The sequence below is a fragment of the Pseudomonas sp. GGS8 genome (genome assembly GCF_024168645.1).
In the GTDB taxonomy this organism is placed as follows: domain Bacteria; phylum Pseudomonadota; class Gammaproteobacteria; order Pseudomonadales; family Pseudomonadaceae; genus Aquipseudomonas.
In genome coordinates, this window is the sequence record NZ_JALJWF010000001.1 from 1,095,739 (window position 1) to 1,110,285 (window position 14,547).

At 61.4% G+C, this 14,547-nt stretch carries 13 protein-coding genes; 9 read left to right on the plus strand and 4 right to left on the minus strand.

Going from position 1 to position 14,547, the window contains the following annotated elements; genetic code table 11:
* Window positions 1-281 precede the first annotated feature (281 nt).
* The gene (locus J3D54_RS04880) at window positions 282-2,228 is read left to right on the plus strand and encodes a methyl-accepting chemotaxis protein (RefSeq protein WP_253416916.1); all 1,947 of its coding nucleotides are present in this window, start codon (window positions 282-284) and stop codon (window positions 2,226-2,228) included.
* A 114-nt stretch (window positions 2,229-2,342) separates the two neighbouring features.
* On the opposite strand, the gene J3D54_RS04885 is transcribed toward J3D54_RS04880, so the two are convergent.
* A complete protein-coding gene (locus J3D54_RS04885) occupies window positions 2,343-3,134 on the minus strand; it encodes a helix-turn-helix transcriptional regulator (RefSeq protein WP_253416917.1) in 792 nt (263 codons plus the stop codon).
* 84 nt (window positions 3,135-3,218) lie between these two features.
* Here J3D54_RS04885 and J3D54_RS04890 point away from each other — a divergent pair, with 84 nt between their 5' ends.
* Window positions 3,219-4,247: a bile acid:sodium symporter family protein gene (locus J3D54_RS04890; protein ID WP_253416918.1), complete on the plus strand. Its 1,029-nt coding sequence runs from the start codon at window positions 3,219-3,221 to the stop codon at window positions 4,245-4,247.
* Here J3D54_RS04890 and J3D54_RS04895 read toward each other — a convergent pair whose 3' ends face one another.
* Complete coding sequence (locus tag J3D54_RS04895; RefSeq protein ID WP_253416919.1) at window positions 4,248-5,525, minus strand: acetyl-CoA C-acetyltransferase; 1,278 nt, start codon at window positions 5,523-5,525, stop codon at window positions 4,248-4,250. It lies immediately after the preceding gene.
* A 192-nt stretch (window positions 5,526-5,717) separates the two neighbouring features.
* On the opposite strand from J3D54_RS04895, the gene J3D54_RS04900 reads away from it, so the two are divergent.
* Together J3D54_RS04900 and J3D54_RS04905 are read left to right on the plus strand one after the other, a co-directional pair.
* On the plus strand, window positions 5,718-7,070 hold the full coding sequence (locus tag J3D54_RS04900; protein ID WP_253416920.1) for a 3-oxoacyl-ACP reductase: 1,353 nt from the start codon (window positions 5,718-5,720) through the stop codon (window positions 7,068-7,070).
* A gap of 2 nt (window positions 7,071-7,072) precedes the next feature.
* Window positions 7,073-7,927, plus strand: coding sequence for a MaoC/PaaZ C-terminal domain-containing protein (locus tag J3D54_RS04905; RefSeq protein WP_253416921.1), 855 nt, complete (start codon window positions 7,073-7,075; stop codon window positions 7,925-7,927).
* Window positions 7,928-8,086: 159 nt separating this feature from the next.
* Here the strand turns inward: J3D54_RS04905 and J3D54_RS04910 are convergent, their stop codons facing one another.
* Window positions 8,087-8,497, minus strand: a complete 411-nt coding sequence (locus tag J3D54_RS04910; RefSeq protein WP_253416922.1) for a response regulator — start codon at window positions 8,495-8,497, stop codon at window positions 8,087-8,089.
* A gap of 85 nt (window positions 8,498-8,582) precedes the next feature.
* Complete coding sequence (locus tag J3D54_RS04915; RefSeq protein ID WP_253416923.1) at window positions 8,583-8,780, minus strand: Flp family type IVb pilin; 198 nt, start codon at window positions 8,778-8,780, stop codon at window positions 8,583-8,585.
* A 326-nt stretch (window positions 8,781-9,106) separates the two neighbouring features.
* Here J3D54_RS04915 and cpaB point away from each other — a divergent pair, with 326 nt between their 5' ends.
* The 5 genes from cpaB (at window position 9,107) to J3D54_RS04940 (ending at window position 14,389) form a co-directional block, all read left to right on the plus strand.
* Window positions 9,107-10,039: a Flp pilus assembly protein CpaB gene (gene cpaB / locus J3D54_RS04920; protein WP_253416924.1), complete on the plus strand. Its 933-nt coding sequence runs from the start codon at window positions 9,107-9,109 to the stop codon at window positions 10,037-10,039.
* Window positions 10,040-10,124: 85 nt separating this feature from the next.
* A complete protein-coding gene (locus tag J3D54_RS04925; protein ID WP_253416925.1) occupies window positions 10,125-11,330 on the plus strand; it encodes a pilus assembly protein in 1,206 nt (401 codons plus the stop codon).
* On the plus strand, window positions 11,327-12,607 hold the full coding sequence (locus tag J3D54_RS04930; RefSeq protein WP_253416926.1) for a CpaF family protein: 1,281 nt from the start codon (window positions 11,327-11,329) through the stop codon (window positions 12,605-12,607). The genes J3D54_RS04925 and J3D54_RS04930 overlap by 4 nt, the downstream gene beginning before the upstream one ends.
* Window positions 12,608-12,617: 10 nt before the next feature.
* Window positions 12,618-13,502 (plus strand): type II secretion system F family protein, encoded by an 885-nt coding sequence (locus J3D54_RS04935; RefSeq protein WP_253416927.1) that lies wholly within the window; start codon window positions 12,618-12,620, stop codon window positions 13,500-13,502.
* A complete protein-coding gene (locus J3D54_RS04940; protein WP_253416928.1) occupies window positions 13,499-14,389 on the plus strand; it encodes a type II secretion system F family protein in 891 nt (296 codons plus the stop codon). The genes J3D54_RS04935 and J3D54_RS04940 overlap by 4 nt, the downstream gene beginning before the upstream one ends.
* Window positions 14,390-14,547: the final 158 nt, after the last annotated feature.

A 14,547-nucleotide genomic window follows, 5' to 3' on the forward strand; every position in this document is an offset into this window, starting at 1 on the left:
CGATCATAGCTGAGCGAGAACCACTTGTTGACGACGGAGTGCCAAGGTATTTGCGACAGAATCTAACCTCGATCCCTGGCGTTCGCAGGATTTTTCTCAAAAGACCTCAATTTCCCCGCGCCTCAGCCGAAGCCATTAGAGAGAAAAGGAATTGTCTGACAATCGCCTCGACAACCATCAAGAAGGCGCGCTCAAGGATCGGGGCATATCAAACGTTTCGGCTGCCAATAATCCGCGAGTCATCAGTACTGCGTGGGCCTACAAGAAAAACTGGAGCGCGGATGAACATCAAACAGAAGTTGACCTGGGCGTTTGCAATCATCGCCTGCTTGCCCGTGGTGCTGGTCGCCACCCTCGTTGTGCTGAACTTGCGCAGCGATGCCAAGGACAATTTTGTCGACGGCAGTGGCCGCGAGATTCGTCAGGTCAGCAATGCCATGCAACTGTTCTTTGATGGCATCAGCCAGAACGTTGACTACCTGGCGACCCAACCGCTGATCAAGAACTCCGACGACAGCCTCAAAACCTACATGAGCGCCAACGCCGAGAGCATTCCCCAAGGCGAGATGGACAAGAAGGTCTTCGCCCTTCTCCAGGACCTGGGCAACACTCACCCAGCCTACGCTTATGCGATTCTCGGGACGGCGGCGGGCGGTTACGTGTCCTGGCCGGACGATGCGAAGCTGAGCAATTACGACCCGCGCCAGCGCCCGTGGTACAAGGCGGCCCAGGCCAAGCCAGGCAAGCCGTTTCGCACCGAGGCCTATTATTGGGCTCAGGATGACGCGACCTACGTCAGCACCGTGCGCACCATCGATAACAAACTCGGCAGCAATGGCGGCGTGGTCAGCATCGACGTAACGCTCAAGCAGCTCACCGAAATCGTCAAACAGATCAAACTCGGCGAAACCGGCTACCTGATGCTGGTGGAAAACACCGGCACGGTGCTGGTCGATCCGAAGCAACCGGAACACAACTTCAAAGCCCTGAGCAGCCTCGGTGACGGCTACGCGCAACTCGGCAAGGCCGGCAAAGGGCTGGTAGAGGTTGAGCTCAATGGCGAGCGCTACATGGCCAACGTCTGGCCGTCGGAGCAACTGGGCTGGACCTTTATCGGCCTGATCAAGCAGACCGACGTGATGAGTGCGGCCACTCAACTGACCTGGCTGATCGCGATCATCGCGGCAGTACTGGCGGTGTTCTTCGCCATCGTCGGCGCCAGTTTCGCCAGCCTGATCGTGCGGCCGATCCGCAGCGTGGCCAGCGGCCTGGAAGGCATCGCCCAGGGTGAAGGCGACCTGACCAAGAACCTGCACATCCGTGGCAACGACGAAACCGCGCAACTGGCCAACTGGTTCAACCAGTTTCTGGCGGCGATCCGCAATCTGATTCAAAACATCGGCGGCGCCGCGACCAGGATCCTCGCCACCTCCAAGAGCTCGACCCAGGTGTCCAGCGACATGGCCGAAGCCGCCGGGCGTCAGCGTGAAGCGGTGGACATGGTGTCCACGGCGTTCCACGAAATGGTCGCCACCGCCAACGAAGTCGCGCGCTCTTGCAGCCAGGCCGCCGAGTCGGCCGACAGCGGTCAGCGCCAGGCGCGTGAAGGTCAGCAGCAGATTGATGCCGCGGTGAGCAGTGTCGATCGCTTGAGCCAGGAAATCGAACAATCGGCGCAATCGATGCAACAGCTTGAGCGCGATAGCAACGACATTCAGTCGATCCTCGGGACCATTCGCTCTATCGCCGAACAGACCAACCTGCTGGCGCTGAACGCCGCCATCGAAGCAGCCCGGGCCGGTGAACAGGGTCGTGGCTTTGCGGTGGTAGCGGATGAAGTTCGCGCCCTGGCCAAACGAACTGCCGATTCCACGGCGGAAATCGACGGCCTGCTGGGCAACTTGGCCAAGCGCACCAGCCAGGTGACGCAGCAGATGCATGCGAGCCTGGAGGTGTCTCAGCAATCGGTGACCCGCATCGGTGAAGCACGCAGCAGCTTTGGGCAGATCCGTGAGTCGGTGGATGTGATTCGCGACATGAACACGCAGATCGCCACGGCGGCTGAAGAACAGCATCAGGTGGCGGAAGACATCAACCGGCATATCAGCCAGATTCATGGCGATGCGCAGTTGGTGGCGGAACTGGCGAACTCGGCGCGGCTGGACTCTCAGAGCCTGGCGGGATTGTCGAATGAGCTGGATGGGTTGGTTCGCCGCTTCAGAACCTGACCAGATACCGGTGGCCGCTACGCGGCCAATCGCGGGCAAGCCCGCTCCCACAGGGTTTGCGTTGTCCTTGTGGGAGCGGCGGTGCGGCGATCCGACTTGCTCGCGATGGGGCCGTTATTGCCTGAACAACTCCCCCGGGGTAAACCCGAACAACCCCTTGAACGCCGCAATAAACGCCGACGTCGAGTCATACCCGCAAGACAGCGCGGCATTGGTCACGCTGTCCCCCTCCTCCAGCAAACTCAACGACGACAACAACCGCATGCGCTGCCGCCAACCGCGAAAGCTCAACCCGGTCTCGCGCTGAAACAGCCGCATCAGGGTTTTCTCCGACATGCCCAAACGCTCGGCCCATTCCTGCAACGTCACCGTGCACTCGGGACTTTCGATCAGTTCGTTGCACAAACCCAGCAATCGCTCATGCCGGGGCAACGGCAAGGAAAACCCCACCTCCGGCAGACTCGCCAACTGATCGAGCAGCACGCCCACCAATCGCGCCTCCTGACTGTCGCCCTGTGGATACTCCACCGGCAACTGGCAAAAGCGCTTGATCAGCTCCCGGGCCAATGGCGTAACTTCCAGTACCCGGCAACGCCCGTCCGCCCATTGGCAGTCCTCGCGGCGCACATACAGGCTGCGCATTTCGGCACGCATCGAGGTCACGACCTGATGTTCGAGATCCGCCGGAATCCAGATGCCCCACTGCGGCGGCGCAAAGAAACTGCCCTCGGCGGTGTGCACGCCGAGAACACCGCTGATGGCGTAGGAAAACTGCACCCAATCGTGACGATGAGGCGGCGTCCACGAACCGGCGTTCAGGCTTTCCGCCCGCGCATACAACGGACGCGGCAACGCCGTCAGCGTCGGGATGGTCCGCTCGAGGGAACGTTGTCCGTTAGTCGGCATTGATTGGCCTTATGTCGCAAGACGGCTGACAGGGCCGACGTTAGGCTAAGTCTTCAATTCTTACAAATGTATTCGGTGCCGGTCATGCATGCCTTCAAACACCTCAAACACGTGGTCACCGACTGGTTCTTGTGCGGCATGCTGATCGCCACGCTGCTGGCGTATTTTTTCCCGACGTTTGGCGCCACCGGCGGCGGAATGCACGCTGAGTATGTGATCAACATCGGTGTGTTCCTGGTGTTCTTCCTGCACGGGGTCAACCTTTCCAGCGAGCAGATCCGCCACGGGCTGAAAAACTGGAAGCTGCACGTGATGGTTCAAACCTTCACCTTTGCGGTGTTTCCGTTGATCTGGCTACTGAGCGACAAACTGCTGGGCTCACACATCCCATCGTTGCTGATGCTCGGTTTCCTCTACCTCTGCGCCCTGCCCTCGACCATTTCCTCATCCGTGGCCCTCACCGGTAGCGCGGGCGGCAACGTACCGGCGGCGATTCTCAACGCGAGCCTGTCCAGCGTATTGGGGATTTTCCTGACACCGTTGCTGGTGAGTTTTGTGGTCGGCAGCGGCGCTGGTGGCATCGACCTGGGTTCAACCCTGCTCGATCTGTGCGCCATGCTGTTGTTGCCGCTGGTGCTCGGGCAATTGCTGCGGCCGTGGCTGGGCAAGTTTTTCGCCCGGCACAAGCGCTACACCAACATCGCCGACAAACTGGTGATCCTGCTGCTGGTGTACTCGGCGTTCTGTAACTCGATGGTCTCGGGGATGTGGCAGCAACAGGGCAACAGCGTGATTCTCACGGCGTTGATTGGCAGTGCGATTCTGCTGGCGATCATTCTGTGGATGACCACCCGCACCGCCCGCGCGCTGAAGCTCAGCCCCGCCGATGAGATTGCCGCGGTGTTCTGCGCCAGCAAGAAGTCCCTGGCGGCCGGGGCGCCGATGGCGGCGTTGATCTTCGGCGCCAACCCAGGCCTTGGGTTGATCCTGCTGCCGATCATGATCTACCACCCGTTACAGTTGATCGTGTGCTCGGTGATGGCCGAGGGTTACGCCAACCGCAACCGGCAACTGGCCGCCCAGCAAAACGCGGCAGTGCTTAGCCCTCAATAATCAACGCTCGATAATCGCCGTCACGCCCTGACCGCCAGCGGCGCAGATCGAAATCAACCCTCGGCCCTTGCCCGCCGCATCCAGCAGCTTTGCCAGGTTGGCGACGATGCGCGCACCGGTGGCGGCAAACGGATGTCCGACGGCCAGTGAACTGCCTTTGACGTTGAGGCGACTGCGGTCGATGGAACCCAGCGCCGCGTCGAGGCCGAGGCGGGTTTTGCAGTACTCCGGATCTTCCCAGGCCTTCAACGTGCACAGCACCTGCGCGGCAAACGCTTCGTGGATTTCGTAGTAATCGAAGTCCTGCAAGGTCAAGCCGTTGCGCGCCAGCAATCGCGGCACCGCATACACCGGCGCCATCAGCAGCCCTTCGGCACCGTTGACGAAATCCACCGCCGCCGCCTCGCCATCGCGCCAATAGGCAAGCACCGGCAAACCGCGCGCCTTCGCCCACTCCTCACTGCCCAGCAGCACCACCGACGCACCATCGGTGAGTGGCGTGGAATTGCCTGCTGTCAGGGTGCCCTTGGCACTTTTCTCGAAGGCCGGTTTCAGTGAGGCAAGTTTTTCCTGGGTCAGCTCCGGGCGCAGGTTGTTGTCGCGGGTCAGGCCGAGGTACGGCGTCATCAGATCGTTGTGCCAGCCTTCGGCGTAGGACGCCGCCAGTTTCTGATGGCTTTCGAGGGTCAGTCGATCCTGCTCGTCACGCGGGATGCCCCAGGTCTGGGCCATTAACTCACAGTGTTCGCCCATTGAGCGGCCGGTGCGCGGCTCGCCGATGCTTGGAAAGTCAGGGATCAGGTGTCGGGGACGCAGTTGCAGGAAGGTTTTCAGTTTGTCGGCGGTGCTTTTGGCGCGGTTGGCTTGCAAGAGGATCTTGCGCAGGCTTTCGTTGACCCCGATCGGCACGTCCGAGGCCGTGTCGACGCCGCCGGCAATGCCACATTCGATTTGCCCCAGGGCGATTTTGTTCGCCACCAACAACGTCGCCTCCAGCCCCGTGCCGCAGGCTTGCTGGATGTCGTAGGCCGGCGTCGTCGGCGACAACCGCGAGCCCAATACGCATTCGCGGGTCAGGCCGTAATCGCGCAAATACTTGAGCAACGCCCCCGCCGCCACTTCGCCCATGCGCACACCGTGCAGGTTATAGCGCTCGATCAAGCCTTCCAGCGCTGCGGTGAACATCGCCTGGTTACTGGCAGTGGCGTACGGCCCGTTGGACCGGGCAAAGGGGATACGGTTACCACCGATAATCGCGACGCGGCGCAGCTGAGTCATGAAAAAAGCTCCTTCTGATAGTCAATGGTGAACACACATCCCTGTGGGAGCGGGCTGCAATTCCTGAAAGACCTGCTAAACCCAAGCTCAAACCTACCTGCAATGTTCAAGCGTAGGCCTTATCTCGCGGATCGAACGACTAATTGCCATTCATGGTCCACACTTTTAACCCCGGCTTCTGGAGCGTGATTCATGTCTGACCGCTATATCGACTTCGCCAATTCGTCCATCGGCCATCGTGTGGTCGGTGCCCTGGGTCTGCCGTCGCCGGTACGGCTGGAACGCTGGCAAGCAGGCCGACTGCGGCCTGTCGAGGGGGCGCTGTTGATTGGCGGTGGCCCGCTGACAGAAAAAGTCAGCACCCTCGCCAACCGCCTGACCGACACCATTTACAGCTACGGCACCGACCCGACCCTGGCCACCGCGTGGATTCCCGGCCACGGCCAGAAACTCAAAGCCGTGGTGTTCGACGCCAGTGACCTGGTGCAGGTCGATCAGCTGAAACAGCTGCGCGAATTCTTCCAGCCATTGATGAAAAACCTCGATCACCATGCGCACCTGGTGATTCTTGGTCGGGCGCCGGAGACGTTGAGCGACCCGTTCGCCGCCAGCACCCAACGTGCGCTGGAAGGCTTCAGCCGTTCGCTGGCCAAGGAACTGCGCAGCGGCGGCACCTTGCAGCTGATCTATGTCGGCGAAGGGGCTGAAGATCAACTGGAAGGCCCGCTGCGGTTTTTCCTCTCGCCCAAAAGTGCCTTCATTTCCGGACAAGTCATACGCTTGAAGGCCTGTGCGACGCAGGTGATGGACTGGACTCGCCCGTTGTCAGGACGCAAGGCATTGGTAACGGGAGCGGCCCGCGGCATCGGCGCCTCGATTGCCGAAACCCTGGCCCGGGACGGCGCCGAGGTGATCCTGCTCGACGTGGCGCCGGCCAAAACCGATCTCGACGCCCTGGCCGCGCGCCTCGGCGGACGCAGCATCACCCTGGACATCTGCGCCGAAGACGCTGCCACGCAACTGATCGAACACTTGCCGGACGGCGTCGATATCGTGGTGCACAACGCGGGCATCACCCGGGATAAAACCCTGGCCAACATGACCCCGGAATTCTGGGACGCGGTGCTGGCAGTCAACCTCAACGCGCCGCAAGTGCTGACCAAGGCACTGCTCGACAGCGGCACCTTGCGCGACAACGGCCGAGTGATTCTGCTGGCGTCCATCAGCGGCATCGCCGGCAATCGCGGGCAAACCAATTATGCCGCGAGCAAGGCCGGGCTGATCGGCCTGGCCCAGGCCTGGGCGCCGTTGCTGGCTGAACGCGGCATCAGCATCAACGCGGTGGCACCTGGGTTTATCGAAACCCAGATGACCGCGCACCTGCCCTTCGGCGTGCGTGAAGCCGGGCGGCGCTTGAGTTCGTTGGGCCAGGGCGGCCTGCCGCAAGACGTCGCCGAAGCCGTGGCCTGGATGGCACAACCGGGCACCGGAGCGTTTACCGGGCAAGCGCTGCGCGTGTGCGGGCAAAGCGTGTTGGGAGCCTGACCATGACCACCGACTGGCACACACTCAATAGCGAACCGGGCCTGCAAACGCTGTATTTGAGAGCGGCGACGCGACGCAAAATCACCGGCACCGCACTGCCTGAGCTGGGTTATCACTGTTGGGTCAATGTCGATCCGAAACGCCTGGAGGCTTATCGCAAAGTGTGTGGCTTCGCCGACAACGGGCTGCTGCCACCGACGTATCCACACATCCTGGCGTTTGCCTTGCAGATGCAGCTGCTCACCGCCAAGGCGTTTCCCTTCCCGCTGCTGGGGCTGATTCACTTGAGCAACCGCATCCGAGTCATGCGCCCCATGGGCGGCGTGAGCCGCGTGCGGGTCAGCGTGAAGGTGCAGAACCTGCAACCCCATGCCAAGGGCGCCACCTTCGAGTTAGTGACGACGCTCGATGACCAGTTGGGGCTGCTGTGGGAAGCGGAAAGCCAGATGCTCTGTCGCGGGGTCAAACTGGCAGGTGAGCCCGTCGAAGATGCCTTTGCACCAAGACTGTCGCTGACCGAGGTGGCCCACTGGAAAGCGCCGGCGGACATTGGCCGCCGGTACGCCAAAGTGTCTGGAGACTACAACCCGATTCACCTGAGTGCGATCAGCGCCAGACTCTTCGGTTTTCCCAGCGCCATCGCCCATGGCCTGTGGAACAAGGCGCGCACGCTGGCAGCCCTGAGCGATCATTTACCGACGGCAAACGTCGAGATTGCGGTGCAGTTCAGAAAACCGGTGCGCTTGCCCAGCGAGGTGACGCTGATGTCCAGCGCGGCAGGGTCCAGTGGGGATTTCCAGTTGTTGGGTGCCGGGGAGATCGAGCATATGGTGGGGCAGTGGCGGCCGGTTGCCTGATTGTTCGACATTGCGTTTTGTGGCGAGGGGGCTTGCCCCCGTTGGGCTGCGCAGCGGCCCTGAAGCCTGAGTATGCGGTGTGTCAGACAATGCGCTTGGCGGCTGCTGCGCACCCGAACGGGGGCAAGCCCCCTCGCCACAGTTCAGCGCGATACACGCTCAGGAACCCACCAAATCCCGAGGCTGCGGAAACAAATTATTCAACGTCTCCAACAACCGCACGTGATAAATCGGCTTGCGAAACAGATCCAGCACCTGCAACCGCAACATGTCACTCACATCCTCCATATCCGCATGCCCCGACGTCACAATCACCGGCAAATGCTGACGAGCCGTGTGCTCACGCAGACGCTTGATCAACGACATGCCACTCTCCTCCGGCATCCGCAGGTCAGTAATTACCAGCGCAATATCAGGATGACGAGTCAAATGATGCAGGGCGAGCTTGACCGACGTTGCCGTAAAACACGTAAAACCCTCGCCCTCCAGCAACTCCGCCAGTTCCAGTAACGCATCCTCCTCATCATCGACCAGAAGAAGCTGTTGCCGAGGGAGCGCTGGAGCGTTCATGGGGTAACACCTGCAATGGACTAAGCCTTGACGTTAGAAGCCCTTTGCAGGATTGGCAAATGACTGCCCATTGCCAGTCTTCAAATCAAAGCGCGGCTGAAATTGTGTTGAACATTGCGGTGACCGCCGTGGAGATGGGTGACACAAACGTTGCCAGCACCACGGCCACCATGCCTGCAATGATCGCGTACTCAATACCCGAAGCGCCTTCGGTATCTTTGGCAAGGTCTTTGTAAAACGCGATGTGGGATTTGATCTTCTGAACCGTTTTAGAGAAGGACATGACGCGTCTCCTGAATGACAGCGGATGTTGCACGACCGCAACATGATTCCCATATGCCAGCATCAGCATTGTCGGCAAACCCATGACCAGCAACTGTAAGAACGCATTAATACTTAAGCAGTAACCGGTTCATCAACGTCACAAAACAGTACTTTGGGCATCAGCCCGTTACTTTTGTCAGATATTTACCGCCCAGTGATGGCATTTTGCTTTACCTGCGCTACCGTCAAATAGCGAAATAGTCCCACGCTCATAACTGCCTGATTGCGAAGTCATCTCGTTAGAGCTCTTGGGGGCGTTACGCGCAGGAAAGGGGGAGTGCCTTCATGAACAGCCGCGTCACTCTGTGCCTGGCCGGGCTGTTTCTGGCAGGCGCGATCATTGCCGGTTACTGGGGGCTGGCGCTGAGTCGTCAACCGGCTCCCGAGCCTGTCGCGCAAACCGGCACATCAACGCCCTCGATACTGGCTTCGGTGGACGACCCGACCCGCCAACCGGTGGTGGTGCTGCTGCGTGATATCGCGCCGTTCGAGCAGATCACCGCCGCCGACGTGACCCTGGAAAAACTGCGTACCGCGCCGGCCGGCAGCCTGACCCGTCTCGATCAAGCCATTGGCCGTACACCCTGGCGCGCGCTCACCGCCGGCAGCTGGCTCAATGACCAAAGTTTCGAAGCCGGCGGTACGCTGGCGCTGATGATCCGCGCCGATGAACGCGCCCTCGCCGTGGCGGCGGATGATGTGATCAATGTCGGCGGCCAGCTGAGCCCCGGCGATTATGTCGATGTGCTGCTGTTTCTGCGCATGGACACCAACAACCTCCAACAGTCAGCCCAGGTCGTGGTCCCGGCGTTGCGCGTACTCGGGGTCGGCGAGCAGTTGGGGCTGATGAACGATGGCAAGCCTGCCAACCCGGCACTCAGCCATGAAGAGAAACTCAAGCAGGAACAACTGCGCACCAGCGCCCGCACCGTGTTGCTCGCCGTCCCTGAATCCCTCTTGAGCCGCCTGATGCTCGCGGCGCAGGTCGGGGTTTTGCGCCTGGCCGTGCGCAGCGCCGAGGAACAACGCCTGAGCCAATACTGGGCCGGCCAACGCGACTCATCGGCGAGCCTGGCCAACGCCAACCGCGAGCTGGTGCAGTTCAGTCAACTGGCCCTGGCCGGCACACCACAATCCCCCGCCCCCAGAGGCGCAGCACCGCGCAAGCCGAGCGTGGAAGTCATTCGCGGCAATGCCGTCACCCAACAAACGCCCTGAATCGAGCGAGGACGCCCATGCGCAGATGTTTCACGCAGCACTTCCTCGAAAACGGCCACGTCGATAAACACGGCGGATTATCGCAATGAGCCAGAGCCAGAACCTGAGTCAGACCTTCCTCGCGATCACGCGCAACAACACCGACTTCGAGTGGCTGCAAGGGGCGCTCGCCCCTTTGGGCCGAGTGATCAGCGCCGGTGGCGGCAACCTCGACGAGCTCTTGACGCTGGTGGACGTGACCTTCGCCAGCCTGGTGTTCGTGGGCCTGGACCATGAGCATGTGGTGGCCCAGAGCGCGTTGATCGAGGGAGCCCTGGAAGCCAAACCGATGCTGGCGATCGTGGCCCTGGGCGATGGCATGGACAACCAACTGGTGCTCAATGCCATGCGCGCCGGAGCGCGGGATTTTGTCTCTTACGGCTCGCGGTCCAGTGAAGTCGCCGGCCTGGTGCGACGTCTGAGTAAACGCCTGCCGACCGTGGCACCGAACACACAACAGATTCCACAAGGTGGCCTGACCGTACTTTACGGCGCACAGAACAATGCCGACGGCGCGTTGCTCGCCAACCACCTGGCGCATGTGGTGCAAAAGAGCGGCCAGCAAACGCTGTTACTGGATCTGGGACTGCCCCGTGGCGACAGCCTGGCGCTGCTGGGACTGGAGAGTTCGTTTCATTTCGGCGATGCCTTGCGCCACCTCAGGCGCCTCGACGCAACGCTGATCGACAGCGCCTTCACCACCTGCGACGCCGGGCTGCGGATCCTCGCCTACGCCAGCAACGATGAACCGCTCGAACAGACCAGCGCCGCCGAGCTGTACATGCTGCTCAGTGCCTTGCGCCAACATTTCCAGCACATCGTGGTGAACCTCACCGGCCAGTCGGACAGTGAAGCATTGCGCACCTTCGTCAGCCATTGCGACAAGTTGCTGTGGTACACCGATCAGAACGTACTCGACTGCCGACGCAACCTTGAAGTGCTCAGCCGCTGGCGCGAAAAAGGCCTGAAGCTCGACCACGCCAGATTGCTGGTGGACCGCTACCTGCGCAGCGCCGCGCCGGACTCCGACACCTTGGGCAAAAGCTTCGGCATGGAGGTGATCGCGGTGTTTGCCTACAGCCCGGAAGTACGGCTCAACGCCAAGAATCAGGGGCTGAGCCTGTTCGAACTGGCCCCACGCGAAGGCCTGACCCAAAGCCTGCGCGCCCTCGGTGAACGGCTGGCCAAGCGCTCCGAAGGCCTGGATAAACCCAAGGCTGGCTGGTTCAACCGGTTGAGGGGCGTGCAGTGAGCGGGGAAAAACTCTTCGGCGCCCCCTCGCACGGGCCGATCGGCAATACCGACCACGAAGGCCTGAAACTGGTGCTGCACCGCTACATCATCGACGCCATCGAAGAGTCCGGAAAAAACCTGCTGGAAGGGTCGCAGCCCATGCTGTCGCAGTTCGTCACCGACAAAGTCGCCGAATACATCGCCCGTCTGCACCTGGCGATTTCCCGGTATGAGATGGAACGGTTGGCGGAAGAAATCGTCGACGAACTCACCGGCTTCGGTCCGCTGGAAGTGCTGCTGCGCGACTCAGCGGTGACCGAGATATTGGTCAACGGCCCGCACCGGGTGTTCGTCGAACGCGAGGGAGTGTTGCACCTCAGTGACCTGCGGTTCATCGACGACCACCATGTCGAGCGGGTCATGCAACGGATTCTCGCGCCCCTGGGCCGACGGCTCGACGAGTCTTCGCCGATGGTCGATGCGCGCCTGCCCGATGGCAGCCGGGTCAACGCGATCATTCCACCGATTGCCCTCGACGGCCCGTGCCTGTCGATTCGAAAATTCCGCAAGGACATGCTCAAAAGCACCGACCTGATGGCGATGCAAACCATCGACCAGGCGATCTTCGAGTTCATTCAGGAGGCCGTGGGCAAGCGTTGCAATATCCTGGTCAGCGGCGGTACCGGCACCGGCAAGACCACACTGCTGAACATTCTCAGCCAATTGATCGCCCCTCACGAACGGCTGGTCACCATCGAAGACGTCGCCGAACTGCAACTCGGCCATCCTCACGTGGTACGCCTGGAAACCCGGCCGCCGAATGCCGAAGGCCATGGCGAAGTGAAGGCCAGCGACCTGATTCGCAACGCGCTGCGGATGCGCCCGGACCGGATCATCCTCGGCGAGATTCGCGGCGTCGAAGTGGTCGACGTACTCACGGCAATGAACACCGGGCACGATGGCTCCATGAGCACCGTGCACGCCAACAATGCCCAGGATGCGCTGTTGCGTCTGGAGACGCTGGTGGGCCTGACCGGACGGCTCATTGCCGAACGCACCCTGCGGCAAATGATTTGCGCGGCGCTGGACGTGGTGATCCAACTGACTCGCTTGCCCGATGGCCGCCGTTGCGTCAGCGAAGTGGTGGAGGTCGTCGGTATTCGTGATGACGTCTACGTGACCAACACCCTGTTCCGCTTCGACCGACACACCGGCCGCGGTTTTCTGCGCGAGGCAGTCAACCCCGCCGGCGACAAACTGCGTCGCGAGTCGGCGCTCTCTCCCTTGGCGTATTGAGGGTCACGGCATGCTCAAACCGGCGCTGCTCATCCTGCTTTGCCTGACGCTGTTGGGGGTGTCGATCCGTTTGTTCTACAACAGTCTGCGCCAGGCCGGCATCGACCGAACCCTCGGCCGCCTGACCCAGGGGCAACCGCAACTGACCGTGGCGAAATCATCCTGGTCGGGCCTGGAGCGGGCCTTTCTACGTGCCGGCCTCGGGCGCCCCACCGAGCGTATCGGGTCGTGGCTGCTGCTCTGGGCCTTGGGCGTTTTGCTGGGCTTTGCCCTTGCGGGCTGGTTCGGTTTTTTGATGTTGTTGCTGGCGCCACCCCTGGCTCTGCGGCTGTACATCAGTTGGCGCTATCAGCGCCGGCTCAAGCGCATGATCGAACAACTGCCGACGCTGCTCGATCACACCGTGCGCAGCCTGAAGTCCGGACGCACCCTGGCCGATGCAGTGCTGGGCGCCATCAACGCCGCCGAAGCGCCACTGAAAGACGCCATGGGTCGGGTTCAGCGCAACGTGCACTTGGGCGTCAGCCTGCCGGACGCCGTCTCGGACCTCGCCGAGCTGTATGAGAAAGATGAGTTTCGCCTGTTCGCGCTGGGTCTGAAGGTCAATCACCGCTACGGCGGCAATGCCAGTGAGCTGTTTGAGAACCTGATCAAAATGATCCGCGAACGAGACCAGGCGGCGCGCCAACTGCGCGCCATGACCGGCGAAACCCGCGTCACGGCCGTGGTGCTGGGGCTGATGCCAGTGGGGCTTGCCGGCTATTTTTTGGTGTCCAATCCGAAATACCTGCTGGCCATGTGGAACAGCGGCTCGGGACAAATGATGCTGGCGACCGCGTTCGGTTTACAGGTCGTGGGCTGCCTGGCGCTGTGGCGCATGTTGCGAAGCGTATGAAAATAGCCCTGCTGATGAGCGCACTGCTGTTTCTGGCGGCCACGCTGTTGCTGCTCATCGGCCTGCTGGACCAGCACCGGCGTGCGCGCCAGGTGGCCCAACGGCTGGACGGCAAACCGCCAAGCGACCCTCGCGTCAGTCACTGGCTCCACATGCTGGGCGACAGCCGCATCGGTCAGCGTTCGATCCAACTGGACAACGAAACCCAAACGCTGCTCAACCGCCTCGGCTGGCGTAGCGCCCGACAACGCTCGCTGTTCGCAGCCTGCCAGATCGGCACGCCGGTACTTGCGTTGGCCCTGAGCCTGTTGATCCAAGGCCTGTTCTTCCCGCAGGTGACCAACCACTGGATCACCCCGACCTTCGCCACCGCCCTCGGCTACCTGCTGCCCAAACGCTTGCTGGCCGCCGCCGCGCAGCAGCGGCAAAAACAATTGGCGATCGAGATATCGACCTTCATTCCACTGCTGCGCATCCTGTTCGAATCCGGCATGGCGGTGGAACAATCACTGCGAGTGTTGAGCGTCGAAGGCAAACAACTGCTACCGTCCCTGACCCACGAACTGCGCCTGATACTGGCGCGGGTCGACTCCGGCCTGGAACTGGGCGAAGAACTGAACAAGGCCACCCAATTGCTCGCGGTGGACGAATTCACCGACACCTGCGTGATCCTTCAACAGTTGATCCACCAGGGCGGCGGCGCGATGAAATCATTGCTGGCGCTCAAGCTGCTGCTCGATGACCGACGCCTGACTCGCTTGCAGGAATACATCTCCAAGATGTCCGCCAAAATGTCCGTGGTGATGATGTTGTTCCTCTTCCCGGCATTGCTGATCGTGCTGGCCGGACCGAGCTTCACCGCTCTGGCGCGGGCTTTTGGTTCTTGAAAGACTGACGATCCTGTAGGAGCGAGCCTGTGGCGAGGGGGCTTGCCCCCGTTGGGCTGCGAAGCTGCCCCAAAATCTCTGGTGGTCCAAAGATCTTGTGAGTGCTACGCACTCAAACGGGGGCAAGCCCCCTCGCCACAGGTCGCTCCTACAAGGGG